Source organism: Planococcus versutus (assembly GCF_001186155.3).
In the GTDB taxonomy this organism is placed as follows: domain Bacteria; phylum Bacillota; class Bacilli; order Bacillales_A; family Planococcaceae; genus Planococcus; species Planococcus versutus.
Map to the genome: position 1 here is coordinate 2865379 of NZ_CP016540.2, position 26780 is coordinate 2892158.

Genomic DNA, 26780 nt, shown 5'->3' on the forward strand with positions numbered 1-26780 from the left:
TACAGGGTAACTGTAACAACAAAGGAACTTTTTAAAACAGGAGGCAGATAACATGGCAAAAGTATTAGCAGTACTATCAAGTGGTTATACAAACGAAGAACATAATTACGTGACAGGTTGGTGGGCAGAAGAACTGTTTGCACCTTCTTTAGAGCTTGAGAAAAAGGGACATATGGTTGAACTTGCTTCTATTGACGGAGGCAAACCAGTTGTTGATCCAATAAGTTTGAGCAAAGAGGCTGACCCTACCGGTATTTATCAAAAACAATACGATTCAGGTATTGCAGATAAAACAACAGCGATCGTTAATGTCAAAGCTAGCGACTACGACGCGATTATGATTGTTGGTGGACATGGAGCTATGTTCGATTTGGCACATAATGAAGACTTGCATGCCGTAATCAATGTCGTTTATGAACTAGGCGGCATTGTCTCGGCAGTTTGTCACGGACCCGCACCACTCCTTTACACAAAAACTAAAGAAGGTCGTACTTTACTTGAAGGTCTGAAAGTAACTGGTTATCCAAATGATAAAGAACCAAAAGAAGTTATCGATTTACTTCCATTTAGTTTAGAAGACGAACTAAGTAAAATTGGAAACTATCACGAAGAAAAAGATCATGATGCTTATGTAGTCTGGGGAAACAAACAAATTTTGACAGGACGCGATCCACAATCTGCTGAGCTTTTTGGTCGTGAACTAGCTAAAAAATTAACCGAACGTGAGTTGCAAGCAGAAGAAAAAGGTATGGATTAAGTTTATAAATAAAAGGGTACTTAAAAACATCAGCAAGTATGAGGAGGCAATGATATGAGTGAAAATGAGAAAAAAGATTATGTAGAAGCAACTGAAACAGAAGCTAAGGATCGACCAAATGACCAGAAACAAGGAATCCAAGAGCCGCGAGTAAAAGGATACAATCCTTTGCAAATTGGATTTGTTGTCTTTGTTGTTTTGATTCTTATTCTTGTTGCTTTTGGCATTGGAACAGATTGGTTTGGTATTCTTAACTGACTTTTCTCTCTCACAAATCCACATAAAAAAGACGTCCTAAAATTAGGACGTCTTTTTACCTTATTTATTTTCACTTAATACGAGTTCGAAGTTTTGAAGCTCTCCGTTCCGATATGCTTTCACGTCTAAAGTATCGCCAACTTTTGTCTCATTGTATAAATACTGACGAAGCTCTAGAACAGAACGTACCGGTTTTCCATCTAATTCAACAATCACATCATACGCTTCCATTCCTGCTTGTGCTGCTCCTGAATCATCAGCTACTGTTTGAACAACAATTCCATCTTCCACATCTGTAGGCAAGTTGAGTTGGCTACTGCGGTATTGTGCTGGGACTTCGGCCAAGTCTAAAATGGCAATACCCATAGATGGACGGTGCACAGCACCTTCTGCTTCTAGGTCTGAAATAACTGGAATTGCAGTATTGATCGGAATCGCTAATCCAATTCCTTCTACTGCTTCTTGAGAAATTTTCATGGAATTAATACCAATCAACTGTCCTTGTGCATTGATCAATGCGCCTCCACTATTTCCAGGGCTGATAGCAGCATCGGTTTGGAGAACTTCAGACTGCCAATCTTCTGTTCCATCCTGGTTAATATCAAGCGGTACTAAACGCTCAGTTCCTGAAATAACGCCAGTCGTTACGGATCCTGAAAACTGTAGACCAAGTGGATTACCAATTGCGATCACGGGTTCTCCTGCTTGCAATACCGAAGAATCTCCGAATTCCGCAACGGTTTCAATATTTTCTCCCGCTACCTTTAAAACCGCTAAATCGGTCCAAATATCTGTTCCAAGTACTTCGGCATCAAGTTCAGTTCCATCTTCTAAAGTAACCATAACATCTTGTGCTCCTTCAACTACATGGTTATTAGTAACGATGTAGGCCATTTCGCCGTCTTTCTTATAAATAACACCTGACCCTACCCCTGCTTCTTTCGACTCTGCTTTCTGACTCGTTTGTGAAGCAAATGGATTTTGTTGTGCTACTTGTAAATTGGTAACTCCAACAACAGCACCAGAAGTTTCTTCTACAATTTCTGTTACATCTGAAGTGACGACTGTCGAACTCGTTTGTAATCCACTAACTCCCTGATTGTGTGATGTTGCTGCAACACTCTCAATTTCTCCATCTGTTACACTTGGTAAAATTACACCTACCAATAAGGCACCTGCAATCAATCCTGTAAAGCTAGAAGCAAAGTATCCTTTTTTACTCTTTTCTGATTTTGACGAATTATAATACCCCATTTTTATACACTCCCTATTCTGTCAACTTATTGACAATTTTGTATGACTCGGTTTTTTCTGCTAACCATTCAGCGTATTTTGTACTTAATGCTTCATCAAATAAAATTTTGTTAATTTCTTCTTTACTGTTTGCTAAAGTAGCTTTAGCTGCCTCTGTTTTATTAGTTACTTGAATGATATGAAAACCGAAATCTGTTTTTACAGGCTCACTGATTTCATCTGCTTTCATACTAAATGCAGCTTCTTCAAATTCCGGCGCCATTTCACCTATACCAAATTCACCCAATGCTCCACCATTTTCAGCATTACTTGTGTCTGTCGAATATTCGGCTGCTAGTTTGGCAAAGTCGCCACCCTCGTCCAATTTTGCTTTTACTTTGTCTGCTTGCTCTTGTGTTTCAACTACTATATGATTTGCTTCTACTGTTGAAGCTTGTTCGAATGTTGCTTTGTTGTCTTCGAAATAAGTACTGATTTGCTCATCTGTTATGTTGATCTCTGGTCCGACTATTTTTTCAACTTTTAAATACGTTTTTATTTCGTCTTTTAAACTTTCGACTGTCATGCCACTAGCTGCGAGAGTTTCTTTTAAAGCTTCCGTCCCACCGTAATTTTCTTCGTATACAGTCAGTTCTGCATCGACTTCTTCCTGCGTTACTTTAACGTCAGCTTGATCGGCTTCTTGGTTGACCACTTCGTTGGAAATCATCATATCCAGTGTCGCTGCTCCAGAAGACGCCACTAGTTTTTCATATAAAGCATCTTTTGTTATTTCTTTATCTCCTACTGTAGCTACTGTTTCATCGCCATTAAAAGCAGCCAATATAAAAATAGCGGTTGCCGCTAATGCACCAATCGAAATATAGATTATTTTCTTCATAGTCATTACCTCTTTTCCTATTCGTTAGTCATAGCATACCAAGCAATTATGAATAAACTATGACTAGAGTTTTAACAAAGATGCAACGTTTTCTATATAAAAAATGAGCTGGGAATGATATCCCTAGCTCATTTTTTGTGTGGCAATTGAATAGCAAATTTCGTTCCTTGACCTTTTTGACTTTCAACATGTATTTCCCCATCGTGGAGTGTGACTAATTGTTTAACAATGGATAAGCCAAGTCCAAACTGCCCACTGCCACGCGACAAGTCCGCTTTGTAAAAGCGTCGCCAGACGAGATCCATTTCTTCTACATCAATTCCAGCTCCATCGTCTACTATTGTGATTTCCATCTGGTTTTGTTTAGAATGCGTCGAGATTGTAATCGTGCCATTGTCAGTAAATTGAATGGCATTTTTGACGATATTCATCAAAATTTGAATCAAGCGATCCATATCTCCGTAAATCATATCTCCTGGGTTTGTCCGAATGATAATTTGGTCGCCTTTTTCTTTTGCTTGCAAATAAAGCTGTTCTTGAATAATCTCCAAAAGTTCATCCGCTTCGATTTCTTCTTTTGTCAACGTTACTTGATTGGATCTAATTTTTTCGTAATCTAAGTTTTCATTCACTAAACGCATAAGTCGTTTTGTTTCTTCACTTGCTAAGCGAATGCCTTTTTCTCGCTGATCTTCTTCAATCATGTTATTTCGCAGACCTTCCATAATTCCTGCAATGGTTGTTAACGGCGTTCGCATCTCATGTGAAACGTCTGCCATGAATTGACGACGCCGATTTTCAAGTCGATCAATTTCTTCATTTGATTGCTGAAGCTTGACTGCCATTTTATTAAAGTCATGTGCCAAATCACCAAATTCATCAAAATTCGATTCCGGCAAATTCACATCGTAATGGCCTTCGCTAATCATCGAAGTTGCTTTTCGCATATGTTCGATTCGGCTAACATGCAATTTTGACAATCCTAAACTTAGGAGCAGTGCTATGGCCAGCGCAATTAAAATCGTTGTAACCAAGGTTTTGTTTAACTCGGCAATCATTTCGCTTACACCACTAATCGGCGAAGCCAGTAGAACCCCACCAGCCAATTGACCATTTTCAAAATACGGCATCGCCACAAATGTCACAGACAATTCAAAACGCTCAACATCGCGATTAACAATCAACGTCTCGCCTCGTTCGATCACATTCCATTCTTCTGTTGTCAGTTCCACAGGTGGAAAAGAACCTGATACAGGATATAAAATACGACTTTCTTGATCAAAGACGATAAAACTGATATTTTGCGCTTTCAAGATGGAGACAAAGGATTGCAAATCTTTTCCTGGACGTGTGTGTTCGAGCTCTTTAATAATTTGGCTACCGTATGCTTCAAGTTCTTCTGCTTTTTCATTGTAGGCAAAGTCATCAACATAACGGACGAATAAAATACTCAAAATCAAAAAAGCAATTAACAATATACTCATATGACTGGCAATTAGCTGATAAAAATACTTAATCCGCGTGTTCTTCAAATTTATAGCCAACTCCCCATACTGTATGGAACAGCTTGTCCCCGTCATTTATTTTTTTACGCAAGCGTTTTATGTGAACATCAACCGTTCGTTCATCCCCATAAAACTGATAACCCCAAACTTGTTCTAATAATTGTTCGCGGCTGAACACTTGCTTTGGATGTTGCAGAAAAAATACTAGTAAATCAAATTCTTTAGGTGTCAGGCTATCCACTTCTTGACCATCTTTTAAAATATCACGTGTTTCTTTATTGACTGTAAAATAAACGGTTTGAATCAAATCGGACACTGGTTCTATTTTCTGTGTGCGACGTGTGACAGCTTTAATACGCGCCATTAAGGTTAATGGACTAAATGGTTTTGTCACATAGTCATCTGCCCCCATTTCAAATCCAATGACTTGATCGGATTCACTATCTTTTGCAGTCAGCATAATGATTGGGACAGAACTTCCTTCTTCTCGAATTTTTCGACACAGCGCAATGCCATCCATCCCCGGAAGCATCCAGTCTAAAATGAGCAAATCGTATTCGCCTGCTTTGTATTTCCGGTAACCTTCTAACCCATCTGCTGCAAAGTCTCCGGTAATCCCTTCTTTTGAAAAAAACAGTTCTAGCATCGAACTGACACTTGGATTGTCTTCTACTACCAATATTTTCATCCCGCACCTCCGGTTATCTTTCTCTTAAAGTTAAATGACAAATTCAAATGAAGCAAGAAAATTGAAAAAACTGCTCTAGAGGTCATTAACATGACGTTCGAGAACAGTCTTTTTGTTTCTTTTTAGCCTTGATCAAGCTTTTTTTCACGGTTTTTTAGTTTCACAAACAAGGCACCGATCATATCGTAGTCAATATCGATGTTGTTTTCATAGGCATACTTCACGCCATAGCCGAGTGCTAACGTCATAGATGATGCTACGGTTCCTCCGATAACAGATCCTGCTCCCGGAATGAATTTCAGAGCTTGGCGATAAATTGTGTGACCAATGGTTTGTGTCGCAGTGACAACAATCATATCTTTCGCTGCTTTTTTAGTTAAGGGCTTATCGTAAAGGTTTGATAATTTGATGATCAATCCGACTTGCAAGGTTGTCAATGGCAATACGTCAGAGCCTGGAATTGGTGAAGCTCCAATGATACCTGCTGAAACACCAGCTCCAATGATCCAGCGATTTGCAGCGGTAGATTTTCCTTTCATGCTTTTGGCGAAGAGTATGTCTTTACCCTTCTTTTCGAGCAAAAAAAGAATTTCCTTCTTTAACGTTTCCAAGTTTTCTTCTGTTTTTGAAGAAATCGGAATTACTTTGTATTTATTCGCCGTATGATCTTGAATAAACTTAACAATCGATGGGATGTTTTCAGCGGCATCAATTTTATTTAAGACAATCAAAATGTCTTTATTGTGCTTTTCAATTTCGTTGAATTTTTCTTTTTCGCTTTCTGAAAACACCGTGCCTGCTGCGTTTAAGAAAAATAAAATCACATCAGATTTCTGAACAAATTCCAGTGTTTTTTTAGGGTTTTCGTCATTTGGATCATTTAATCCAGGAGTGTCCATAAATTTGATATTTTCGAGGCCTTTAATGTTATAAGGGTCTACGCTAACTGTTTCTCCTGGCATCGGGTTAGTACTAGCAATGTCTTCACCGATGATTTTGTTGATGGTAGAAGATTTCCCTGCATTTACTTCTCCAATTAACGAAATTAACAAGTCTTGCTCAAGTGTATCGTTCACTTTCTTCATCTCATTTTCAAACATTTCATCCATTGCTTGTATTACTTCTTTTTCAAATTCCCTTACCATAGACTGTTTCTCTCCTTTATCCATACTTACTAATCACTTTAACAGCTTTTGTTTAAGTATAACGGTTATTACTCTGTGTATTCTTTTAATAAGGTATCGGCATAGTTCATCAATGTTTCGGTGTCATGAATATGTTTTTTTGCTTCGCCATTTTTACTACGTTTTTCCATTGTTTTCAAATCGTATAATACTTCCGGCAATTTGGCTCCGGGCGCTTTATAAAATTGCTCAGACTGAATATAAGAGCCTCCAGGTAAATAATAACGCATTCCTACTAAATTCTTTTTATACTCAAACAGATTATGTCCCATCATTGGAAAGTCGTGATCGATGCCCAGTAAAGCCAACAAAGTTGGCATCACATCCGTTTGCCCACCAAGACGCGTCATTTCTGTTTTTTCAAAAAGATTGCCGCCTGTGAACAGTAACGGAACAGCATATTGATCTTTCAACGAATAGTCGTGTCCTAAGAAATTACTTAATAACCGCTGATCTTCTTCGGTCACTAAGCTGCCATGCATACCTGAATGATCTCCTATAATCGCGATTAGCGATTCATCATAAATTCCTTGATTTTTTAGTTTTTGAATAAATGCACCAATTTCTTCATCTGCGTAGCGAATTGATTGCAAGTAGTTTCCAATATACATCTCTTCATACTCAGCAGGTAAATTTAAGTATTGCATATCTGCAGGGATTTCGAATGGTGTGTGACTTGTAAGCGTAACAATATTAGCATAAATTTGATCATAAGTGTTGAGCTGGCGAGGTAATTCACTTGCTGCAAAATCGAATAATACTTTATCAGCAGGACCAAATCCAACATTCTTCACATTTGGAATTTCTTCGATAGAAAATACCTCTTCATAGCCAAGAACCGGATATAAAACGTCCCGATTCCAAAACGTCACATCGTCTGCATGATACGTAGCAGAGCCATACCCTTTTTCTTTTAATACACGCGCTAGAGAAGAGACTCTTTTTCCTGACAGGCTATTAGTAGTTGGAATCATTCCTTGCGGATAAAGTCCTGTGTTAATAATCCATTCAGCGTCAGACGTTGTACCCGCTCCAACTTGCTGAAAAACATTCGAAAAATAAGCACTTTCACTTAAAAGTTTGTTGAGGTGGGGTGTAATTTCTTGATCATTTAACGTTCTTTTAATCACAAAATTTTGCAAAGACTCTACTTGAATTATGAACAAATGCCGCCCTTCAGCTACTCCAAAGCTTTCATGTTCACTAATTTCTACATACTTATTTCCTTTTAGTTGTTCTAATTCTCTTGCTGATAACTTACTAGATGAAGCATGAGCAGTATCCGTTGAGCGGTTATACAATTGAACCACTTGAGATTGCAGAAATCCATTTTCTTTTGCAAAATAAGAAACATCGATAATGGGTTGTTGAAGAGCGTAAACGATGGTGATTGAAGATATTGCAGCCATCGAGACCGCAACATATTTCATTGCTACTGGCTTTACAGGATTTTTCCAGTGCCCTGCGAGAGAAAATAGCAACACAGCATCTAAGAAAAATAAAAAATCCCATGGGTTGGATAACATCGTGATGGTATTGCTGACAGAACTCGTTTGCGTTAATTGCTGCAAATCGTAGTATGAAGGAATGGTTGTGTAATAACGCATATAAAGCGTGGTAATGAAAAATATAGCAGAAACAAAAAAATTAAATATCCAAACTACACGGTACATTTTCTTTTTAGTTACAAGCAACACAATCGATAACAATAAAGCCCACGTTGGGAATTCGATTAAGACAATATGCCAAAATGATTTTGCATCAAAAATAAGCACACGAAAAACACTTACTTTAATGAACAAGAAAAGAAAAATGAGTAAATAAGGCATGACATCTGTTTTTTTCATCATAAACACCTCTTTTCTACAGACGAAAAAGCATATTACATGTTGCATATATTCAGTTAAGTAGGGAATACAAAACTGTACAGGTTAAATTAGCATTTAGTTACCGATAAGCAATCTTCAATTTCTTCAAGAAACATATCCTAACTATTCAAAAGGAGCGAGACTATGCAAACATTAAAAGCACTTTTCATTAATACTTCTTTAAAAGGTTCAGAGGAACCTTCTCATACAGAAGGATTTATCAAAGATGTTCAAGTTCATTACAACCAACTAGGCGTTGAATCTGAAGTTGTACGTTTAGCCGATTATGCCGTTGCACACGGGGTACAAGCAGATATGGGCGAAGGAGACGAATGGCCACAAGTTTTTGAAAAAGTCATGGCTGCAGATATTGTGATCATCGGTACTCCTCTTTGGCTAGGAGAAAAAAGCTCTTTAGCTACACAAACAATTGAACGATTATACGCCAGCAGCAGTGAAACTAACGATAAAGGACAATCTATTTTCTATAACAAAGTCGGTGGTGTGGCAATTACCGGAAACGAAGATGGCGCTAAACATGCTGCAGCTTCGATTCTTTACGGCCTTTCTCATATCGGCTTTGTAATTCCACCAAACGTTGATGCTTATTGGGTTGGTGAAGCAGGACCAGGTCCTTCTTATATGGATTCTGGAAAAGACAATGATTTTACTAAATCAGCGATTCAACGCCTTGCTTATAACACTTATCATTTCGCAGGAATGCTGAAAAACAATCCTATTCCAGCTGAAGGCAATACACTTGAATAAGTTATCACTAACTAGCTGGTAGCAAAGGTGCTACCAGTTTTTTTATGTGTTATCTCCATAGACGAGTTGCAGACAGATGCTTTTCTGTTATCTTTACTTCAAACACGTCCGGATTGGTTAGTTTTTGCCACTCTGAAAACCCGTAGCCGTTGTCTATTCTTTTTAATAGCAAACCTAGTAAGTTTCCATGCGTGACTGCTACAGTTCTGTCTTCCATTCTATTTAGCGCTTCCATCGCTCGGTCTCCGGCTTCTTTTCCAGACTCTCCTCCGACAAACTTCAACTCATCCGCTGCGAATGAAGCCTCAAGTTTCTCCATCCAGTCAGGCAAATTCTCAGAGCTCAATACGCGTTCTGCTAATCGATCATCAATTTCGATTCGTAAATTCTGTTGGTCTGCTGCATGTTCAACCGACTGAATCGCTCGCGTAAATGGACTCGAAACAAAATGAACAATTTCCCGTTCTCGTAGAAATTCCGCTAATTCCTTTGCTTGCAACTTGCCTAGTTCCGTCAACGGTGCATCTGGTGCTTGCCCCGTCGCTTGGCAATGCCTAACCAAATAAATGGTCTTCTCCATGACCAACCCTCCATTTTGTTTGATGATCCATCCAGTAGCTAGATTTATCGTAAATTTTTACTGTGATTTTGTCGTTATATCACACGTTCCCGTTTTTTGAGATTTCAACCTTTTCAAAAAAACTCCTGAGCAACAGCTCAGGAGTTTTGACTTATAATTTTTTCATCAAGTTTGCCATTTCAATGGCTCCAGCTGCTGATTCCCAGCCTTTGTTCCCAGCTTTTGTTCCAGCGCGTTCAATCGCCTGTTCAATAGAATCTGTTGTTAAAACACCAAAAATGACTGGAATATCTGCATGGTCACTCGCTCTTGAAACACCTTTAGCGACTTCGCTGCAAACATAGTCAAAGTGAGGAGTAGCGCCTCTAATAACTGTCCCTAGCGTGATGATGGCATCATACTTCCCACTCATCGCCATCTTTTTCGCTACAAGCGGAATTTCAAAAGCTCCTGGCACCCAAGCAATCGACACATCCTCTTCACTAACACCGTGGCGTTTTAGCGCATCTTCTGCACCGCCCAATAATTTACTCGTAATAAACTCGTTAAAACGTCCAACCACTATTCCGATTCGTAATCCTTCACCATTTAAATATCCTTCAAAATGTATCGTCATTTAAGTCCATCTCCTCTAGTAGATTAATAAGTTGTCATGTTTTGCTGTTCTTGTTGGTACGTTACTAAATCTTTAATCGTCAAAATACCTAGACCGAGCCGTTCAGACACTTGTAACAAATCATCCACTCGCGCCATCGTGCCATCCGCATTCATGATTTCACATATAACTCCTGCTGGAGACGAACCGGCAAGTTTCGCTAAATCCACCGCCGCTTCAGTATGCCCTGTCCGTTCTAGGACGCCGCCATTTTTTGCGATCAATGGGAAAACATGACCAGGACGTTTAAAGTCTGTTGCTTTCGCAGTTGGCTTGACTAAGCTCGTAATTGTATGAGAACGTTCAAAAGCACTAATGCCTGTCGTTGTATCTTTATGATCCACACTGATCGTAAAAGCAGTTCCATATTCATCTGTATTATGGTCTGTCATAAGACCAATTTGTAAATTTTGAGCGATTGATTGGGCAAGTGGTACGCAGATCAAGCCTCGTCCTTCAGTCGCCATCAAATTGACGATTTCAGGGGAAGCGAATTCTGCCAATGCGACAAAATCACCTTCGTTTTCTCGGTCTTCGTCATCGATGACGATGATGGTTTTGCCTTTTTTCAATTCTTCAATGGCTTTTTCTACTGTGTAGAACATTTTCTCAGCGCCTCCTTTTAAAATCCATTTTCCGCCAGCCAGTTTCTACTGATTTTTGGTTCTGCTGTTTGAATGCGTTCCGTATACTTTGCCAGTAAATCACATTCAATATTGACCTTTTCCCCAATGCCTTTTTCGCCTAACAGCGAATCTTCTCGCGTAGTTGGAATCAGAGAAATGGTTACTGAATTGTGGTCGAGATAAAAAATGGTCAAGGAAGTTCCATCAACAGCGATAGAGCCTTTTAGCATCATATACTTCATGAGTCGAGGTTCCAGTTCAATCGTTTTAGTCATAGCATTCGCTTCTTTTTTTACTGAACGGATAACGCCAACGCCATCAATATGACCACTGACAAAATGGCCGCCAAAACGGCCGTTAGCCGGCATCGCACGTTCTAAATTCACCCGTGCTCCTGCTTTTAATCCACTCATAGTTGAAGACTTGACCGTTTCCGGAATGACATCCACTGTGAATGTCTTAGAACTGAATGTAGAAATAGTTAAACAAACGCCATTAATGGAAATGCTGTCTCCACGTTTAACGTCTTCTAAAATTAGCGCACAGGAAATGGTTAACTCCATTGCTTGTGGCTTAGAGCGAACTGAGGCAACCTGTCCGACTTCTTCAACAATACCTGTAAACATTTAGGCACACTCCTCCGTTCTGTTCAAAACATATTCAATTGAGATCGTGCGATTTATTGGGTACTTTCCACCAAGGGGCGTATGGGTGGTGAGAAAGGGATCGTTCAGAAGGGTTTGAATTTGTAGATAGCTATACATGTGCCTTACTTCTTTATCAAGACGGCCAGTTGGATGGCAATTTTTTGTACCTTGAAGAAGCTCGTTTTCCGCTGAGGAAATGAGCAGGGTGAAAGACCGTTGACTTGTATTTCCAGAGACTTCTCCCTGATAAAGGTTTTTGGTCATACAAATTCCTCCTTTCAATTTTAACTCATTGAAAAGAAGAGACACATAACGAAACCGATTTCTAGATTCTTCTCCCATCCAGACTGTAACTGTCGGTGCCGGAGTTTCACCAGCTCCACCGTTTGAACGCTTTACGCATAGTGGCCTATGCGAGTTATCGTCCAACCGGGTCACGGACTTGCAGTTTCCTGCTCACCGCCGGTAAGGAATTTCACCTTGCCCCGAAGAATTAGATTCGTAGTTTCGTCTCTTTCATAGTAGCATAGTAAGAAATCGAACTATATACATTTAGCTGATACTTCCAACGAACTCCAGTCAAGTCGAATTCTATATCCCTTAAACAACTGTCTATTTTAAAGCCTATCGCTATTTCAGAAAGGACGAGTTACTATGTCTCATCACCATGCAGTGAAAGGCGTCAGAGTAGATGCCGAAACACGTTGTGCTCATTACCATTCACCCATCGACCGAATTGCCATCAAGTTTTTTTGCTGTCAGCACTACTTTCCCTGCTTCGAATGCCACCAAGCTACAGGCTGCGGTAACCATCAAGTTTGGCCAAAAGACCAGTTCCAAGAAAAAGCAGTACTATGCGGGAGCTGCGGGCATGAACTTACTATCGATGAATATTTAGCCTGTGCATCTACTTGTCCCAACTGTTCTTTGTCTTTTAATCCAGGCTGCAGCGTGCATAAGCAGCTTTATTTCGGATAAAAGCTAGAAGCCCTAGAAAAATGACCTTTTAAAAAAACCAATAAAGCCAAGTGAGAAATTATATCTCACTTGGCTTTATTGGTGTGTAAAGACATTACAAGCTGCTCTCCTTTAGAGCGCATAATTCGTCTACCTGTATCTTCAAATCCTGCTTTTTGGTATAAGCGTTGCGCAGGAATGTTACGCGCATTGACACCTAACACCACTTGATCGAAATCTGGAAACTCCATTTTCATAAACTCTGGAAGTGCAAAAATAGACCCTGTCGCAATTCCTCGCCCTTGATATTTCGGATTTACAGAAAACCCTCTCAATAATAAGGCTTTTGGATTGTTCGAATATTTTTTTCGGTCTTCCGATTCATCCAATTCGAAAAAACCCACATCTTCTCCGCGTGCTTTAATAATAATAAAATGCTTTAACGGATCTTTAGCATCTTTTTCAATAATTTCTAAAGGCAATCGTGTAAACTCCAGCTGATGTGTGGGCAAATCGTAACCGATTGATCGTTTCGAGGAGTAGCGATGCAATGTCACTTCTCTTTTTTTAATCATGTTAAGTAGACCTCCTTGTTTGCGTTCATTGTCTTAAACTGTCAGGCATCCTCCAGATTCAAAAAGATAGTCAGAAGACTATTGAATAGAAAAAGCTGCATCCACTTCAGCTTTACTCTTTCTTCAATGTCACTACGACAATTTCAGGCAGATTAAAAATACGGACAGGAAAAGTACTATTGCCAAGTCCACGACTAACAACCATTTTCGATTGATCTTTTTCAAAGATCCCTTCCGTTACTTTCGGAAACCAGCCTTGTCCTGGAGCAACCAAACCGCCAAGTCCAGGAATTCGAATTTGGCCGCCGTGGGCATGTCCTGAAAACACTACATCCACTCCAGCTTCTGCATAAATCGGAAAATATTCAGGACGATGCGCTAACAACAAGGTAAAGTTGTCTGTCAGTTGCGCATGCTCAAGACTCTCTTGCGTAGCTTCGTCCCCGTGTATCTTAGGTTCTGTCAAAGGATCGTTGATTCCTGCAAGCTGGATTGACGATTGTCCTTTTTCCCATTCAACTTGCTCATCTTCCAAAACCACGACATCTCGTTTACGCAACGCAGCTGTTATTTCCTCAATATTATTGGAAGCCACTTCGTGGTTTCCTGTCACGTAATACACTTTACTCATCTCGACAAGCGCATCAACTAATACCAAGCTAGCCTCTAAATCATAACGATTGCTGTCGATAAGATCACCCGTCAAAAAAATGACGTCCGGATTGGCCGCTGCTACCTTTTTAATCAGTGACGATTGATCTTTTCCGAACGTGGCATTATGCAAGTCTGATACCTGAACAATAGTCGCTCCATTAAAAGCAGCTGGCAACTCTTCAGACGCTATCGTGTATTCCGTAGTTTGTACCCACTTGTTACTGATCCAAATACCACTCCATGCCAGTATCACTAACAGCATAAGTACTATCATTTTTTTCATGTACTACCCTCTATTCAATCTTCATTCGAACCATCGGAGTCGGCTCCATCTTTTCATCTACTTAATTCGGTGCTACAATTTCGATTTTCAAACGATCAGATCCTTCTAGAAACACTGCATAGGGATGAAGGTCTTCGTATAAAATTCACATACCCAATTGTCTCATTTTTTCAGTCATTTCGTCTACTTGCGCACATGAAACTGCATGAAACGTCATATATTTGAAACATTGACTTCTACATGATGTAGCATTTGTTTCCACTCCTTTAATCCATGCTACTCGTTGTACTAAAAAACGTGCAAGTTTCTCAGTAGATTTGTGAGCGGCAACTCAAACTTTGGTCTTGGCTTTATTTTTTCGTGATGCCACACTACCTAAAACGCTTAAAAGAAAAATACATAAAACAGCTATTCCGATAGCTCCTACGAGACTACCTCCATCGGAAGATGCCGTTAACCAAGCCGCTCCGTACTGCGGGATTTTCACCGGTGACATGGACCAAGTCGTACCGAATAAGCTATCCGTTAGTTGCAAGATCAGGTATGTTGCAAATGCAACCGCCGCTGCAATTCCGCCATTTGGTGAAACGGCGCTTGCTGCTAAAACAATCGTTAAAATGAGCACTACCCAAATGCTATACGTTCCCATTAGTTGAACAAGCTTGCCAAATCCAACTTCTCCAAAAAAAAGGAATGTGTAATAATAGCCCGCCAGAAAGCCAAGCCAGACACTAACCAAGGAAACAACAGAAGCGACTGCCCATTTGCTTAGAAAATAAGCTGAAAAAGAAAGTGGCCGAACATACAGCAAAGTGGCTGTCCCGCTTTTTCGTTCTCCAGCTATGCTTCCCATATAAGCTAAAATCAGTACAGCCATACCAATCGTTTGAAATTGTTCCATGACCGCTATCAATAGTTGTTCTGGCATAAGTGTTGGTAATTCTAACACTGCGCCATCTGGTAAACCGCCGGAGGACTCCAAGATTTGAGGAAGGAAATAATTGACTACAGGCTCGGTAATCCCTAAAAGAATGAAAACTGCGGGTATCCAGAAAATTTTATAATTCCGTATATTTTCCAAACACTCTTTTTGCGTTAAAATAAGAAATTGCTTCATTTCGCAGCGACCACCTTTAAAAAGATTTCTTCTAGCGAAGCCGCTTGTGATTCAACCCCTATAATGCCTTGTTGTTCAGAAGCCAGAATACGAAGAACTTGCTGCATGTTTGGATAGCTTTCATGAACAGGCAAAAAAACAAAACTTTCTTTCACTTCAGATTTCCATGACTGCCTCTTAGCAAAGTCTAACGCTTGAGTCTGATTTTGAAACTGTATACGAATGTGGGGATCAGCATGCCGATTCTTGACTTCGCTTAGAGAGCCTTGCTCAATCAAACACCCATCTTTCATAAACAACAACTGGTCAGTCATTTCTTCTGCATCATTTAAAATATGAGTAGAGTACAGAACTGTTGTATCCTGCTGTAGTGATTTCAATAAATCCATGATTTCACGTCGCCCCGTCGGATCTAGAGCTGAAATCGGCTCATCCAACAAAAGAAGTTTCGGCTGATGGACAATAGCCTGCGCAAGGCCAAGGCGTTGTTTCATTCCCCCTGAAAAAGCGCCTGTCTTTTTATTCATTGCCGTCTCAAGTCCTACAAATTCCAAGGTGCGAGTTGCTTGCAATTTCGCTTTTCTCGTTTCAATCCCGCTTATTTTTGCGGCCATTTCCACAAACTCTAACGCTGTCAACCACGGAAAAAATTGAGGATACTGAGGAAGAAAACCGATGGTCAAATTTTCAGCTAGTGTAATTGTTCCACTTGAAGGAGACAGTAAATCAGCTAACATCGACAAGGTTGTCGTTTTCCCTGCTCCATTCGGACCGATTAAAGCCGTAGCAGTGCCTTTTTCTAATGCAAAAGAAAGTTGCTTCACAACATCTTCTTGTCCGTAATGCTTTGTTAGTTTTTCCACTTCCACTATATTCAATAGTTTCTCCTCCCGATTACAAAGTAAAGAATCGGTCCTAAAATATTGACGATAACAATAAGGATTCCCCACATCCATTTCGGACCATTCGGATTGGGGTTTTTTATCAAATCGATTAAGGCAAAAATCATTAAGGCAAATTGAATTACGACAATTGGCAGTAAAGCTAACAACAATGTTGTTTGATCCACTAGGTATCTCCTACTTTTCTCTTTTCTTTCTATTATATGAGTTCGCTCTTTAATCTCCTATAGTTACGGACAAAATTCATTCTCTTACAAGCTTATCTCAGTCAAAAGCTCATCTACCATTTCAACTTTAAAAAAAGATCAGTCAACCGTTCTTTTTCAGCGACTCCGATGCTCCACTGGGCTATGTCTTCTCGCACACTGCCTTTTGTTCCAAAGCCTTTTACAAAACCGTTGAGCCGAGCAGCAAAAGTGGAATCTTTTAATAATGCGTTGTTAGGATAAAGTTCTGCCAGTTGCTCTAAAGCTTTTGGGTACCGTTTCAAATAATATTTTTGGTGGCGTTCTTCAGCTAACGTAAATTCACTAACAGGTGCAATTTCCGTTTCAATTGGCTCGCGGAGTTGCATTTCCATTTCTTTTTGAATGTTTTCAATCGTTTTGCGTTGCTGCTCTGTATGGTAATGGACTAAAGAAATATATTGTCTCCCTTTATAATTATCGCGATTTGGATAATGATTTTGCCAGAATTCTCGAAGGATAGCTTCATAGCTGATGACTCGTGGATCAAAACTGATTTGAACTGTTTCCGTGTGATCGCCCATTTTTCTATAAGTAGGCGTTGGTGTTGTTCCGCCAGTAAACCCCACACAGGTTCGGACCACTCCTGACATGCTACCAAAGCGTGCTTCTGGTCCCCAAAAGCAGCCCATCCCAAAAGTAGCAAGTTCCAATCTCTGATCATTTTGACGAATATCTTCTTCAATTGACCTAATAACCATTTGTTGAAAATCCATACGAATCGCCCTCTCTTTTTCTGTATAAATTCCAGTCTACTTTCTATACAGCTTGCTAGTTTTTTATTAAACTCAATGTAACAAGACTGTTCAGAAAATGCATGACTCAGCTATCGCTTTGTTTACTAAAAACACAATACAAGAAAGCGGGTGAACATGATGAGCGAACGAAGAAAAGAAATCATCACCTATTTCAGACAAATGGATCGCAGCTTTTTTATGGATACCAACAAAGATCTTGCTACATTTGATCATGCCTTGCCTATTGGATTTGAACAAACAATCTCACAACCATCGCTCGTTCTCGAAATGACACTGGCACTCGACCTCGAACCCAGCCAGAAAGTATTGGAGCTTGGAACTGGATCAGGTTTTCAAACCGCGCTACTTGCTAATTTTTCTAAAACTGTATACACAATCGAAAGAATTGAGGAGTTGCATCATCGTTCAAAAGACCGGTTAGCCCAATTAGGTCTTGATAACATTCATTTTAAATTAGGAGATGGCAGCGCGGGCTGGAAAGAGCGTGCTCCCTTTGATCGGATAATGGTTACCGCTGCAGCTACTGAAGTTCCGAAAGAACTAATTGAACAACTAAATCATGGAGGGAAAATGGTGATTCCAGTAGGAAGTTCTGCCAGCCAAGAACTTAGACTGATTGAAAAAGATGCTAAAGGCAAAATTCACAGCACGCTTTTAAACCACGTACTATTTGTTACACTAAAAGGGAAATATGAAATGTAATCCCCTATTAACCCAACAAGTCTATGTATTTCTACTTATTACTTTCTTTTATTCAATTCAATCGTTTTGTACGCAACAACGCAATTGCCGTATAATAAAGCACACTAGGCAGACTACTCTTTTTCCATCTATTTTTAATTAGATGTACTAAAGAGAGGTTGGCGTTTATATTGCCCAAGCCAAGAAAAGGAGACTACATCATGCCTAACGAAAAAACAATTCATACTGAAGTTGGCAGCTACATTTCTACTTTATTGCGCAATCATTTTGGAAAAGGTCCTACTTCAGTATTCGTAACTGTCAAGCCTCCTTTTATCACGATCCACCTGCGTGGATTTTTATCTCCTCCTGAAAAAATTTTACTGAAACAACAAGAACATCGCAGAGTATTAGAAACGCGTGATCTGTTGATGAATCAATTGGTTGTAGATATAAAATTAGATTTATGGGAAATTAGCAAAGTGGATATTGAAGATGTCTACGCTGATTGGAATTTAGATGATCAGACGGGAATGATTCTAGCTGTCATGACCGATAAATCTCCAGCTGACGACTTTGAGTGGGATTCAGTTATTCAAGTAGAAAGTGTTCTCGAGGAAGTGGAGGAAGCTAGTCGGAAAGCACAAAAAACTCCTGAAAAAACGGATTTGTATTGGCTCAACAACCGCACATTGTTGATCGAGCGTACCGGAATTTTTGTCGAAATTGAAAAAGAACTCATTCGTGGAGGGTTTATTGAAGAATTGAAATTAGTCAAACGTCCTTTAGAGCGCAGATTATTGTTGCAGACTCGGATTGAAGCTATTTTGAAGCAACCTATTTCAGCAGTATTTCTTGACTGGAACTTTATTACGGATAAAGGCTACACTTTGTTATTACTAGAACCTGCCAAATAATAAATTCCAGCTTATAAAACCATAGACAAACCCAGGCACTCTAGGTTTGTCTATGGTTTTTTGCCTAGCTTATTTATAAATGTAACCTCTTTAGCTACTAATGCTCTGAGCTTGCCGGCAATATTTACACATTTCGTAAAAATTTTTTATCTCTAGCTGTTGAACATACTCAACTTGGTCAGTAAATTCCCTTTTTTCTACAGGTGTCTCCACAAAACCACACCGATCTCCGGCAAACTGGCGTTGATGAATCTTCTTTTTCTTATGATCTACAAAGTAATACATAACGACCACTTCCTTTCTTGTTCAGAAACTAGAAAAGCCGAAAAGAACTGCCTCTGTTTCAAGGCATTCTTTTCGGCTTTTACTTCAGCTCTATTGTCTGAAATATTTAACCAAGATATAAAAGTAGCAACAACATGAAAAAAGCATGATTGCTAGTTAAAAGTTAATCCTAAATTAAAACGCTTTTATTTTCCAAGTACTTTTATGATACTAAATATCGCGCTAAAAATAAAGAAATCAGCACTCATCCATAACTTACTACAGGTTTACTGCACTATCTTTTTTTGGATATATCTTCAAATGCTTTTGCTATTCTTTCCAAAGCTTCCTCTATCAGTGGGCGCGGAGAAGGTGTACAAATCCGTTGATAAAACTCTCCTTCTTCACCAAACATACTGCCGTCTTCAAGTAGAACATTGGCTTTATTGTATATGCGATCATGAATTTCTTCAGCTGTTATGCCGTAACCACTAAAATCTAACCACATAATATAAGTTCCTTCAGGAATAGCCACTTTCACTTCAGGCATGCGCTCAGCCAAAAACTCTTTGATATACGTCATTGTGCCATCGACATAGTCAGTCAGCTGATCCAACCAATCTTCACCTTCATTATAAACCGCAATCAAAGCCGCAATCGCAAAAGGAGATGCTAGTTGCATACCCATTTCCGTAGCGAACTGAGTCCGAAGCTCTTCATCGGAGATAATAACATTGGTGCAATGCAACCCCGCCACGTTAAAGGTTTTGTTAATTGCTGTGCACGTAATAACGTGTTCAGTATGATCAGCTGCTTTTACCATAGGAGTAAACTGATTTCCGCGACGCAGTAGATCTCCATGGATTTCATCGGCTACGATTAAGACATTATTGTTATGACAAATCGCCGCCATCTTTTTCAGCTCTTCTTTACTGAAAACTCGACCTGTTGGATTATGTGGGTTGCATAAAATGAACATTGTCGTATGGTCATCCTTTGCTTTCGCTTCAAAATCCTCAAAGTCAATTGAATAATAACCTTCTTCATCTACGTGTAGCGCATTGTTCACGACTTTCCGGCCATTCCCTTCAATCACAGAAGTAAACGGCGGATAAACAGGACGTTGAATGATAATGCCGTCTTCTCGTTCAGTAAATGCTTTTACCGCAATATTCAGCGCATGAACTGTTCCTGGGCTGTAAACGATATGTTCTTTTTCCACTTTCCAGTCATGCCGTTTTTGTAACCACGATTGAATAGCACCGAAATACTCATCCGGAAAAACAGAATAGCCATAAATTCGGTGGTCCACTGTTTTGTGCAAAGCATCGACTAGCGGCTGTGGAACGGGTAAATCCATATCGGCGGTAAACAAAGGAATGGTATGTTCATCGTATCTTTCTGTTAATCCAAATTGCTTAATTACCTCTTCTCCGTCCCACTTTAAAGAATAAGTGCCTCTTCTATTAATGATTTCATCAAAATTATATTTCATATGAAACTTCCTTTCCTGCTAATAACTGGTTTCTTCCTTAGTACTCATTATTAGATAAAGCGCTAATTCATTGCAACCAATCGAACTTTCCGATTACGATACGAGTTGAATTAACGAAACAGGTTTTTAAAACTCCATTTTCAACTTGCCTTCTTCTAACACCAACTTAGCATTAAATTTCTTACCGTTTTTTGAAACAAAACCTTTAATAACCGGTGTCTTGCCTCTCGTGCACAAGTATTCAATTTGTTTAGCAGTTAATCGCTTTTTCAAGAACGTCGAGGGAAACGATTGCTTGCAACCAGTAGCGTATTCAGTGCAATTGTAAGAACCTCTCCGCGATACAATCATGCCAGTCTTGCATCTTGGACAAAGAGCAATTTCATCTTTGGCATCGGGTGTCGCTAACTGTTCAGGTAATCCATTTTTCAACATTTGTCCCGGTACTTCGTCCAGCAACTTTTGAATAAACTTGCCGATGGTTGCGAGGAACACTTCCGCTGAGCCTTCACCTTTACCGATTTTCTTCAGATAAGTTTCCCATTTGGCGGTCATTGATGGACTCGACAATAAATTCCCTTCAATGGCTTGACAAAGAATACGACCTTTTCCAGTAATCGAAACAATATTTTTGGTGACTGAAATGTATTCATGACGTTTGATTGTTTCAATGATCCCACTTCTCGTCGCTTCTGTCCCAAGCCCTTCAATTTCCTTTAAAATTTCAGTATCCCCTACATCTTCTACAAACTTCCCGCACGTTTTCATCATGGCAATCAGCTGTCCTTCGGTATACGGTTTTGGTGGCGTTGTCATGCTTTCTTTTATATCGACTTTGCTTTTAACTCGCTCCTGCTCACGTAGTTCTGGAAGAGACGGTTCTTCTTTCGTTTCTTTGGCGGAAGGAAATAGCTCTTTCCACCCTTTTTCAAGCTCTGTTTTTCCGGTAGTGAAAAACGCCAGTCCTTTAACATCTGTTGTCACCTTGGTTTCGGCATAGCGGTAATCTTTGTGAAACATTGCCAATGTCGTCCGCAATACTTCCTCATATAAGTTGCGCTGATCTGTTGCCAGTCCTGCTAATTTTCTAGCAGTCGGGATGGTTTTTGTTGGAATGATGGCGTAATGCTCTTGAACTTTGGAACTGTCTACAAATCGTTTTTTCGGCACTTTGGAAGCAATTGAGAATGGTGCTTCAATCAATTGCTGGTATTTTTCGACTTGTCCTGCCAAATAACTAAATTCGCCCGGTGTAATATGCTGGGTATCGGTTCTTGGATAGCTGACAAGCTTTTTTTCGTACAGTCCCTGCATAACAGACAAAACTTTAGCAGGACTGTATTTCCACTTCCGATTGGCCGCTGCTTGTAGCGTGGATAAGGAATGAAGCTGTGGCGGCGGTGTGCGTTTTTCTGTCGTCTTTACCTGCGTCACGACGCCTTCTTCTTTTGCAGTAACAGCATGTTTTGCTAATAGTTCTTCTGCTTCTTTTCGCTCCTTTGCCCTTAGTTTCACTTTTCCTTTGTAACGTCCTTTTTCCGCATCAAATAGACCTTCGATTTCATAAAAAGGCTCTGGGACAAATGCTTCTATTTCTTTTTCACGCTGATAAATCAGAAAAACAGTAGGCGTCTGAACACGTCCAATCGCAAAAACTTCGCGTATGCCTTTTTCTTGAAGCAATAAAGAGTACAAACGAGAGCCGTTCATGCCGACCAACCAATCGCTAATTTGACGCGCTTTCGCTTCTTGATACAGCAACAGGTCTTGCCGATTATCGCGCAGTTCTTGAAAACCTTTTCTAACTTCATCAGCTTCGAGTGAATTAATCCACAATCGTTGAATCTTTTTACCTTTAGCTCCCGTATGATAGTAGATACTATAAAATATATTGGATCCTTCCCGGTCAACGTCACAAGCATTGATGACCGTATCGGTTTGAAAAATCAATTTTTTTATAATGCCGAATTGCTGCGTCTTGCCTCTCGCTACTTGAAACTGGTAGGTGTCTGGCAAAATCGGCAGTGCAGCCAGTGACCATTTTCCCCATTTCGGATCATACGCCTTTGGTTCTTTTAATTCGACGAGGTGTCCGATGCCCCACGTGATATAGGCACCTTCTGGGAAAATCGTATCCGGTGTAACTTCAATAAAGCCGTCACGTTTCGTAGTTTTGAACGCTTCCGCGTAAGCCTTGGCTTGACTTGGTTTTTCAGCGACTATTACTGGTTTCATGCGTTTCTTCCTCTCCGTTCATTCTTAATCTTATTGTACTCTTTTAGCCAAAGATTCAAAGCAAAAAGACAATTTCCTATATATTGGGGTATAGTAGGTTCTAAGCGAAAACACATAGACAAAGGAGTCGTTCACGATGAATAATAAAACTGCTTTACTAGCAGGAGCCAGCGGACTGGTCGGCAATGAATTGCTCCATATCCTTTTAAACAGCTCACACTACAGCCAGGTAAGAATTTTGGTGCGCCATCCACTCGAACTAACACATGAAAAACTTGAACAGACCATTACCGATTTCGACAAACTGGATGACTATGCCGACTATTTTACTGTCGACGATGTTTATTGTTGTCTCGGTACGACAATCAAAAAAGCCGGATCACAAGAAGCCTTCAAAAAAGTCGATTATGACTATCCCTCAAAATGGCTGAATTGGCAGAGTCTCATCAAGTAAAAAATTTTTTAGTTATTACCGCATTAGGAGCCGACTCCAACTCAAAAGTTTTTTACAGTCGCACTAAAGGACAACTACAGCTGAATTTGAAGAAAACAGGCTTGACTGCCTTACATATATTCCAACCTTCTCTGTTGCTTGGAGAACGTCAAGAATTTCGTTTAGGTGAAAAAGCCGCTACTTTTCTAAGCCCTGTTATTAGCAAAGTACTAAAGGGTAAAATGAAAAAATACAAACCTGTTGAAGCAAAAGACGTAGCAGTCACTATGTATGAAGTAGCTCAAATTGAGAGGACTGGCAACTACACCTACCCATCCGATCGAATCGAAATCATAAGTGCACAAAGCACTGAAAAATAGAAATAGCGGACGCCTTTTCAACAGGCGTCCGCTTTTTTGTATTACAGAATATCTGACCAAATTTTAATGGCTGTACCTAAAATCAATAAAGCCAAAATCCATTGGAGATACTTCGTATTCATCTTTTGTCCGAGCTTAGCTCCAAGCGGTGCTGCGAGTATACTTGCCACAATCATCACAGCTGCCGGACCATATAGAATCTGATCTGTGACAATTTTACCGATCGTCGCACCAATCGACGACAAAAACGTAATGGCAAGCGATGTTGCAATGGTCATCCGTGTTGGAATTTTCAATACAATTAACATAATGGGCACTAAAATAAAAGCTCCTGCTGCCCCAACAATACCGGCAGCAATTCCCACAGCAAAAGCTAATCCTGCAGCTAGCCATTTGTTAAATGTCACTTGATCAAGCGGAATGTCATCGACGCCTTTTTTGGGCATAAACATCATTACGACAGCAATCGTTGCGAGTATAGCATAGACAATATTAATCGCTTGCTCTGATAGTAGAGTAGAGCCAAAGCCACCGATAAAACTACCGACGAGAATGGCACCACCCATATAAGCAATTAAGGTTTTATTCAAATAACCGCTTCCACGATACGCCCATACCCCAGCGATCGTCGCAAAGAATACCTGTATAGCGCTGATGCCCGATACTTCGTGAGCACTAAAAGCCGTATATCCTAACATTACTGGTATATAGAGTAACATGGGATACTTGATAATTGAGCCGCCGATTCCTACCATTCCAGAAATAAAAGAACCAACAAAGCCGATGATAAATATAATAACGATAAAATCTATGCTCATTTAAATCACCTTTCTAATAGGAAAAAGGGCATCGTAACGATACCCTTTGATCCAGCTCTTAGCCTTTCTTGATCCAGAATTTAAAGACGTCGCCTTCTACTTGAGATTCCATTAATTCGTGTCCACCTGACTTTGCCCATGCAGCTAAATCTGCTTGTGCACCTTTATCAGTAGCCAAAATTTCAAGAACTTCTCCGCTCTCCATATCTTTCATTTCTTTTCTTGTTTTTACGATTGGCATTGGGCATGCTAATCCTTTCGCGTCTAATACTTTAGTTGATTTCATCAGTATCTCTCCTTTAGGTTGTTTGTAATTTTTTTGTTTTTACTTAACGTACTGCGCAGCGATTTGGTCCAATTTCCATTTCACGCTGGATTTCTTCATCTGGTGTGATTTGACCCATATTTGTTTTGCGAATATCTTGATAGGCATTCGGTTGAGGAGGCAAGTTTTTTGTGACCATGTCACGGAATTCCTGCTCATCTGCAATATTAAGACCGTGGTTTTCTTTAAACAAGTCGCTCAACTTTTTAGCCACACTACCGTCTTCATTCAATTCATCAATAATCATGAAATGAGCTGGAAGAACGATTAGCTCATCTGCTAGTTCTTGATAACGTGAGTAAAGAGATTCTCTCAAATCCCCTACCCAGTCCTCAGCAAGACCTGCAAGATCTGGTCGCCCAATTGAATCGATAAACAAAATATCGCCAGTCATCAAATATTTTTTGTCTACAATAAACGAAGTAGAGCCGATTGTGTGACCTGGTGAGTAAAGAGCTTCAATTTCGAGTTGCGAGCTTCCAATTGCCACTTCTAGACCATTTTCTAAAGCCGCATAGTCAAACACGACTCCTTCTGCGTCTTTTGCTGGCAAGTAATACGTTGCGCCTGTTGCTTCTGCAATCGCTCGTCCCCCAGAAATATGATCAGCATGCAAATGCGTATCGAAAACATGCTTGATTGTTGCGCCTTTTTCTTGTGCGAATTCCAAGAAGGCAGTGGCCATACGAGTTGCATCAATTACAGCGGCTTCTCCTTCAGAAATAGCCATGTAAGAAAGACATCCCTTGCCTAGACGAACAAATTGATACAATTCGCCGCCGTTGCTCAAATCTCCGACTTTTACTGGTTCCAGGTGTTCACTCCAGGCTTTCATTCCACCTTCAAGATAAGCTGCAGAAACGCCTTCTTCTGACAGCATTTCCGCTACCATAACCGAAGATCCTTCTTTGGCACATACTACCAAGATATCTCTATCTGTTGGCAATTCTGAAACCACTTCTTCGACGCCGTCCAACAAATCAAAATAAGGGATATTCAAATACTGGATATTGCCACCTTCGATTTTCCAATCTGCAAAAGCATCGCCATTTCGTACATCTAAGATAAATAATGGCTGATTATTTACTACTTTTTTTGCTACTTCAATTGCTTTCATTGCTGTTACCGTCATGCGAAATTACCTCCAGGGGTATATTTTTAGTTAAAATTTTTAAACAGTTTTCCCTGTCCAGTCTCTCATGCCAGGTACTACGTTATATAGTCTATTAAAACCATTTTTAGTCATCATATCTCCTGCAATACCACTTCTTCTACCTGAATGGCAAATAATGTAGATAGCCTCTTCTTTTGTTAGTTCGTCCATTCGCGCTTCTACTTCTCCTAATGCGATATGAATTGCTCCGGGAATATGAGCTTCTTCGAATTCATCTTTTTCGCGAACATCCAAAATCGTTATCGTTTCATCGTTTTCAACTTTCCGAGTGAAATCTGCCAATGAAATTTCAGGTATTGTAATGGTTTCTTCAGGAGCTCCTGCACCATCTTTTCGGAGAAAATGACGTAACACATCACCTTCAATTTCAGTTCCGATGTACTGATGTCCAGAACTTTTTGCCCATGCTTGAAAATCAGCCGTTGAACCTTTATCTGTTGCTTGAATTTCAAGTACTTTACCTGAATTCATATTTTTCATCGTTTTTTTTGCTTTGACGATTGGCATCGGACATGCTAATCCTTTTGCATCTAATGTTAAATCTGTTTGTACCATTAATTTTCCTCCTTGAAAGTCTGCCAGTTCTTCAGCAGACGATTAGTTTGTTTCGCCGTTCCAATCCAACATTCCACCGTCCATGTTTGTAACGTTATAGCCTTGATCTTCAAGAAAACGAGTAGCTTGTCCACTACGTCCGCCAGATCGGCAAACCATGATGTATTCTGAAGATTTGTCTAGTTCATGCATACGGAATTCCAATAACCCCAACGGAATATGAATAGCGCTAGGAATTTTCCCTGCTGCAACTTCGTCTGTTTCGCGAACATCGATTAAGTGAATCGCTTGGTTACTTTCTACTATTTTTTGAACTTCTTCGGTTGTCATTGTTTTCATTAT

The 26780-nt window shown here is 39.9% G+C and carries 30 protein-coding genes, 2 pseudogenes and 1 riboswitch; of the genes and pseudogenes, 7 read left to right on the forward strand and 25 right to left on the reverse strand.

Annotation, left to right across the window (positions count from 1 at the left end):
- The first annotated feature begins 52 nt into the window (after nt 1-52).
- Together I858_RS14395 and I858_RS14400 are read left to right on the forward strand one after the other, a co-directional pair.
- Nucleotides 53-757 (forward strand): type 1 glutamine amidotransferase domain-containing protein, encoded by a 705-nt coding sequence (locus I858_RS14395; protein WP_049693122.1) that lies wholly within the window; start codon nt 53-55, stop codon nt 755-757.
- A gap of 54 nt (nt 758-811) precedes the next feature.
- On the forward strand, nt 812-1015 hold the full coding sequence (locus I858_RS14400) for a hypothetical protein (RefSeq protein WP_049693123.1): 204 nt from the start codon (nt 812-814) through the stop codon (nt 1013-1015).
- Nucleotides 1016-1075: 60 nt separating this feature from the next.
- Here I858_RS14400 and I858_RS14405 read toward each other — a convergent pair whose 3' ends face one another.
- From I858_RS14405 to I858_RS14430, 6 genes are all read right to left on the reverse strand, one after another.
- Nucleotides 1076-2269 (reverse strand): S1C family serine protease, encoded by a 1194-nt coding sequence (locus I858_RS14405; RefSeq protein WP_049693124.1) that lies wholly within the window; start codon nt 2267-2269, stop codon nt 1076-1078.
- Between the two features lie 13 nt (nt 2270-2282).
- Nucleotides 2283-3149: a peptidylprolyl isomerase gene (locus I858_RS14410; protein ID WP_049693125.1), complete on the reverse strand. Its 867-nt coding sequence runs from the start codon at nt 3147-3149 to the stop codon at nt 2283-2285.
- Nucleotides 3150-3277: 128 nt separating this feature from the next.
- On the reverse strand, nt 3278-4633 hold the full coding sequence (locus tag I858_RS14415; protein ID WP_083553755.1) for a sensor histidine kinase: 1356 nt from the start codon (nt 4631-4633) through the stop codon (nt 3278-3280).
- Nucleotides 4634-4661: 28 nt separating this feature from the next.
- Nucleotides 4662-5342: a response regulator transcription factor gene (locus I858_RS14420; protein WP_049693127.1), complete on the reverse strand. Its 681-nt coding sequence runs from the start codon at nt 5340-5342 to the stop codon at nt 4662-4664.
- A 122-nt stretch (nt 5343-5464) separates the two neighbouring features.
- Nucleotides 5465-6487 carry a YcjF family protein gene (locus tag I858_RS14425; RefSeq protein WP_083553719.1) on the reverse strand — a complete coding sequence of 341 codons (1023 nt, stop codon included), beginning with the start codon at nt 6485-6487 and terminating at the stop codon, nt 5465-5467.
- A gap of 68 nt (nt 6488-6555) precedes the next feature.
- Nucleotides 6556-8373 carry an LTA synthase family protein gene (locus tag I858_RS14430; protein WP_049693129.1) on the reverse strand — a complete coding sequence of 606 codons (1818 nt, stop codon included), beginning with the start codon at nt 8371-8373 and terminating at the stop codon, nt 6556-6558.
- A 165-nt stretch (nt 8374-8538) separates the two neighbouring features.
- On the opposite strand from I858_RS14430, the gene I858_RS14435 reads away from it, so the two are divergent.
- Complete coding sequence (locus tag I858_RS14435) at nt 8539-9162, forward strand: flavodoxin family protein (RefSeq protein ID WP_049693130.1); 624 nt, start codon at nt 8539-8541, stop codon at nt 9160-9162.
- Between the two features lie 49 nt (nt 9163-9211).
- Here the strand turns inward: I858_RS14435 and I858_RS14440 are convergent, their stop codons facing one another.
- The 5 genes and pseudogenes from I858_RS14440 to I858_RS14460 form a co-directional block, all read right to left on the reverse strand.
- Nucleotides 9212-9742 (reverse strand): histidine phosphatase family protein, encoded by a 531-nt coding sequence (locus I858_RS14440; RefSeq protein ID WP_049693131.1) that lies wholly within the window; start codon nt 9740-9742, stop codon nt 9212-9214.
- A 151-nt stretch (nt 9743-9893) separates the two neighbouring features.
- Complete coding sequence (gene ribH, locus I858_RS14445; RefSeq protein WP_049693132.1) at nt 9894-10358, reverse strand: 6,7-dimethyl-8-ribityllumazine synthase; 465 nt, start codon at nt 10356-10358, stop codon at nt 9894-9896.
- A gap of 35 nt (nt 10359-10393) precedes the next feature.
- Nucleotides 10394-11002, reverse strand: a pseudogene (ribB, locus tag I858_RS14450) (3,4-dihydroxy-2-butanone-4-phosphate synthase); the annotation flags it as partial.
- Between the two features lie 17 nt (nt 11003-11019).
- Nucleotides 11020-11649 (reverse strand): riboflavin synthase, encoded by a 630-nt coding sequence (gene ribE / locus I858_RS14455; RefSeq protein ID WP_049693133.1) that lies wholly within the window; start codon nt 11647-11649, stop codon nt 11020-11022.
- Complete coding sequence (locus I858_RS14460) at nt 11650-11934, reverse strand: hypothetical protein (RefSeq protein WP_049693134.1); 285 nt, start codon at nt 11932-11934, stop codon at nt 11650-11652.
- A 62-nt stretch (nt 11935-11996) separates the two neighbouring features.
- Nucleotides 11997-12167, reverse strand: a riboswitch (FMN riboswitch).
- A gap of 157 nt (nt 12168-12324) precedes the next feature.
- Here I858_RS14460 and I858_RS14465 point away from each other — a divergent pair.
- Nucleotides 12325-12648: a CHY zinc finger protein gene (locus I858_RS14465; protein WP_071645370.1), complete on the forward strand. Its 324-nt coding sequence runs from the start codon at nt 12325-12327 to the stop codon at nt 12646-12648.
- 65 nt (nt 12649-12713) lie between these two features.
- On the opposite strand, the gene I858_RS14470 is transcribed toward I858_RS14465, so the two are convergent.
- From I858_RS14470 to msrA, 6 genes are all read right to left on the reverse strand, one after another.
- Entirely contained in the window at nt 12714-13202 is a 489-nt protein-coding gene (locus I858_RS14470; RefSeq protein ID WP_049693136.1) for a GNAT family N-acetyltransferase, read from the reverse strand.
- Between the two features lie 112 nt (nt 13203-13314).
- Nucleotides 13315-14139 carry a metallophosphoesterase gene (locus I858_RS14475; protein ID WP_049693137.1) on the reverse strand — a complete coding sequence of 275 codons (825 nt, stop codon included), beginning with the start codon at nt 14137-14139 and terminating at the stop codon, nt 13315-13317.
- A gap of 331 nt (nt 14140-14470) precedes the next feature.
- Nucleotides 14471-15256 (reverse strand): ABC transporter permease, encoded by a 786-nt coding sequence (locus I858_RS14480; RefSeq protein WP_049693138.1) that lies wholly within the window; start codon nt 15254-15256, stop codon nt 14471-14473.
- Nucleotides 15253-16134: an ABC transporter ATP-binding protein gene (locus I858_RS14485; protein WP_049693139.1), complete on the reverse strand. Its 882-nt coding sequence runs from the start codon at nt 16132-16134 to the stop codon at nt 15253-15255. The genes I858_RS14480 and I858_RS14485 overlap by 4 nt, the downstream gene beginning before the upstream one ends.
- Nucleotides 16131-16325 (reverse strand): PLD nuclease N-terminal domain-containing protein, encoded by a 195-nt coding sequence (locus I858_RS14490; protein WP_049693140.1) that lies wholly within the window; start codon nt 16323-16325, stop codon nt 16131-16133. The genes I858_RS14485 and I858_RS14490 overlap by 4 nt, the downstream gene beginning before the upstream one ends.
- Before the next feature lie 113 nt (nt 16326-16438).
- Nucleotides 16439-17119 carry a peptide-methionine (S)-S-oxide reductase MsrA gene (gene msrA / locus I858_RS14495; RefSeq protein WP_049693141.1) on the reverse strand — a complete coding sequence of 227 codons (681 nt, stop codon included), beginning with the start codon at nt 17117-17119 and terminating at the stop codon, nt 16439-16441.
- Between the two features lie 159 nt (nt 17120-17278).
- On the opposite strand from msrA, the gene I858_RS14500 reads away from it, so the two are divergent.
- Both I858_RS14500 and I858_RS14505 read left to right on the forward strand, forming a co-directional pair.
- Nucleotides 17279-17863 carry a protein-L-isoaspartate(D-aspartate) O-methyltransferase gene (locus I858_RS14500; protein WP_071645371.1) on the forward strand — a complete coding sequence of 195 codons (585 nt, stop codon included), beginning with the start codon at nt 17279-17281 and terminating at the stop codon, nt 17861-17863.
- A 200-nt stretch (nt 17864-18063) separates the two neighbouring features.
- Nucleotides 18064-18759, forward strand: coding sequence for a Na-translocating system protein MpsC family protein (locus I858_RS14505; protein ID WP_049693142.1), 696 nt, complete (start codon nt 18064-18066; stop codon nt 18757-18759).
- A 90-nt stretch (nt 18760-18849) separates the two neighbouring features.
- Here the strand turns inward: I858_RS14505 and I858_RS14510 are convergent, their stop codons facing one another.
- The 3 genes from I858_RS14510 to I858_RS14520 form a co-directional block, all read right to left on the reverse strand.
- Nucleotides 18850-19044 (reverse strand): hypothetical protein, encoded by a 195-nt coding sequence (locus I858_RS14510; RefSeq protein WP_049693143.1) that lies wholly within the window; start codon nt 19042-19044, stop codon nt 18850-18852.
- Between the two features lie 274 nt (nt 19045-19318).
- The gene (locus I858_RS14515) at nt 19319-20518 is read right to left on the reverse strand and encodes a MalY/PatB family protein (RefSeq protein ID WP_049693144.1); all 1200 of its coding nucleotides are present in this window, start codon (nt 20516-20518) and stop codon (nt 19319-19321) included.
- 126 nt (nt 20519-20644) lie between these two features.
- Complete coding sequence (locus tag I858_RS14520) at nt 20645-22753, reverse strand: type IA DNA topoisomerase (protein ID WP_049693145.1); 2109 nt, start codon at nt 22751-22753, stop codon at nt 20645-20647.
- A gap of 136 nt (nt 22754-22889) precedes the next feature.
- On the opposite strand from I858_RS14520, the pseudogene I858_RS14525 reads away from it, so the two are divergent.
- A pseudogene (locus tag I858_RS14525) lies at nt 22890-23566 on the forward strand (NAD(P)H-binding protein).
- Between the two features lie 41 nt (nt 23567-23607).
- On the opposite strand, the gene I858_RS14530 reads toward I858_RS14525, so the two are convergent.
- Genes I858_RS14530 through I858_RS14550 form a run of 5 tightly spaced genes read right to left on the reverse strand, consistent with a single transcriptional unit; the run spans nt 23608 to nt 26777 of the window.
- Complete coding sequence (locus I858_RS14530) at nt 23608-24384, reverse strand: sulfite exporter TauE/SafE family protein (RefSeq protein ID WP_049693147.1); 777 nt, start codon at nt 24382-24384, stop codon at nt 23608-23610.
- 58 nt (nt 24385-24442) lie between these two features.
- Nucleotides 24443-24670: a sulfurtransferase TusA family protein gene (locus tag I858_RS14535; protein ID WP_049693148.1), complete on the reverse strand. Its 228-nt coding sequence runs from the start codon at nt 24668-24670 to the stop codon at nt 24443-24445.
- 43 nt (nt 24671-24713) lie between these two features.
- Nucleotides 24714-25841 carry an MBL fold metallo-hydrolase gene (locus I858_RS14540; RefSeq protein WP_049693149.1) on the reverse strand — a complete coding sequence of 376 codons (1128 nt, stop codon included), beginning with the start codon at nt 25839-25841 and terminating at the stop codon, nt 24714-24716.
- A gap of 39 nt (nt 25842-25880) precedes the next feature.
- A complete protein-coding gene (locus I858_RS14545; protein ID WP_049693150.1) occupies nt 25881-26438 on the reverse strand; it encodes a sulfurtransferase TusA family protein in 558 nt (185 codons plus the stop codon).
- A gap of 42 nt (nt 26439-26480) precedes the next feature.
- Nucleotides 26481-26777 carry a rhodanese-like domain-containing protein gene (locus I858_RS14550; RefSeq protein WP_049693151.1) on the reverse strand — a complete coding sequence of 99 codons (297 nt, stop codon included), beginning with the start codon at nt 26775-26777 and terminating at the stop codon, nt 26481-26483.
- Nucleotides 26778-26780 lie beyond the last annotated feature (3 nt).

What these genes read in the sequence shown, in the direction of transcription:
- I858_RS14405 (WP_049693124.1), bottom strand. Translation starts at nt 2,269, where the DNA reads ATGGGGTATTATAATTCGTCAAAATCAGAAAAGAGTAAAAAAGGATAC.
- I858_RS14410 (WP_049693125.1), bottom strand. Translation starts at nt 3,149, where the DNA reads ATGAAGAAAATAATCTATATTTCGATTGGTGCATTAGCGGCAACCGCT.
- I858_RS14550 (WP_049693151.1), bottom strand. Translation starts at nt 26,777, where the DNA reads ATGAAAACAATGACAACCGAAGAAGTTCAAAAAATAGTAGAAAGTAAC.
- I858_RS14540 (WP_049693149.1), bottom strand. Translation starts at nt 25,841, where the DNA reads ATGACGGTAACAGCAATGAAAGCAATTGAAGTAGCAAAAAAAGTAGTA.
- I858_RS14510 (WP_049693143.1), bottom strand. Translation starts at nt 19,044, where the DNA reads ATGTATTACTTTGTAGATCATAAGAAAAAGAAGATTCATCAACGCCAG.
- I858_RS14465 (WP_071645370.1), top strand. Translation starts at nt 12,325, where the DNA reads ATGTCTCATCACCATGCAGTGAAAGGCGTCAGAGTAGATGCCGAAACA.
- I858_RS14440 (WP_049693131.1), bottom strand. Translation starts at nt 9,742, where the DNA reads ATGGAGAAGACCATTTATTTGGTTAGGCATTGCCAAGCGACGGGGCAA.
- I858_RS14545 (WP_049693150.1), bottom strand. Translation starts at nt 26,438, where the DNA reads ATGGTACAAACAGATTTAACATTAGATGCAAAAGGATTAGCATGTCCG.
- I858_RS14395 (WP_049693122.1), top strand. Translation starts at nt 53, where the DNA reads ATGGCAAAAGTATTAGCAGTACTATCAAGTGGTTATACAAACGAAGAA.
- I858_RS14430 (WP_049693129.1), bottom strand. Translation starts at nt 8,373, where the DNA reads ATGAAAAAAACAGATGTCATGCCTTATTTACTCATTTTTCTTTTCTTG.
- I858_RS14475 (WP_049693137.1), bottom strand. Translation starts at nt 14,139, where the DNA reads ATGAAAAAAATGATAGTACTTATGCTGTTAGTGATACTGGCATGGAGT.
- I858_RS14530 (WP_049693147.1), bottom strand. Translation starts at nt 24,384, where the DNA reads ATGAGCATAGATTTTATCGTTATTATATTTATCATCGGCTTTGTTGGT.
- I858_RS14460 (WP_049693134.1), bottom strand. Translation starts at nt 11,934, where the DNA reads ATGACCAAAAACCTTTATCAGGGAGAAGTCTCTGGAAATACAAGTCAA.
- I858_RS14415 (WP_083553755.1), bottom strand. Translation starts at nt 4,633, where the DNA reads ATGAGTATATTGTTAATTGCTTTTTTGATTTTGAGTATTTTATTCGTC.
- I858_RS14515 (WP_049693144.1), bottom strand. Translation starts at nt 20,518, where the DNA reads ATGAAATATAATTTTGATGAAATCATTAATAGAAGAGGCACTTATTCT.
- I858_RS14480 (WP_049693138.1), bottom strand. Translation starts at nt 15,256, where the DNA reads ATGAAGCAATTTCTTATTTTAACGCAAAAAGAGTGTTTGGAAAATATA.
- I858_RS14520 (WP_049693145.1), bottom strand. Translation starts at nt 22,753, where the DNA reads ATGAAACCAGTAATAGTCGCTGAAAAACCAAGTCAAGCCAAGGCTTAC.
- msrA (WP_049693141.1), bottom strand. Translation starts at nt 17,119, where the DNA reads ATGGATTTTCAACAAATGGTTATTAGGTCAATTGAAGAAGATATTCGT.
- ribE (WP_049693133.1), bottom strand. Translation starts at nt 11,649, where the DNA reads ATGTTTACAGGTATTGTTGAAGAAGTCGGACAGGTTGCCTCAGTTCGC.
- I858_RS14470 (WP_049693136.1), bottom strand. Translation starts at nt 13,202, where the DNA reads ATGATTAAAAAAAGAGAAGTGACATTGCATCGCTACTCCTCGAAACGA.
- I858_RS14425 (WP_083553719.1), bottom strand. Translation starts at nt 6,487, where the DNA reads ATGGTAAGGGAATTTGAAAAAGAAGTAATACAAGCAATGGATGAAATG.
- ribH (WP_049693132.1), bottom strand. Translation starts at nt 10,358, where the DNA reads ATGACGATACATTTTGAAGGATATTTAAATGGTGAAGGATTACGAATC.
- I858_RS14505 (WP_049693142.1), top strand. Translation starts at nt 18,064, where the DNA reads ATGCCTAACGAAAAAACAATTCATACTGAAGTTGGCAGCTACATTTCT.
- I858_RS14435 (WP_049693130.1), top strand. Translation starts at nt 8,539, where the DNA reads ATGCAAACATTAAAAGCACTTTTCATTAATACTTCTTTAAAAGGTTCA.
- I858_RS14420 (WP_049693127.1), bottom strand. Translation starts at nt 5,342, where the DNA reads ATGAAAATATTGGTAGTAGAAGACAATCCAAGTGTCAGTTCGATGCTA.
- I858_RS14400 (WP_049693123.1), top strand. Translation starts at nt 812, where the DNA reads ATGAGTGAAAATGAGAAAAAAGATTATGTAGAAGCAACTGAAACAGAA.
- I858_RS14535 (WP_049693148.1), bottom strand. Translation starts at nt 24,670, where the DNA reads ATGAAATCAACTAAAGTATTAGACGCGAAAGGATTAGCATGCCCAATG.
- I858_RS14500 (WP_071645371.1), top strand. Translation starts at nt 17,279, where the DNA reads ATGAGCGAACGAAGAAAAGAAATCATCACCTATTTCAGACAAATGGAT.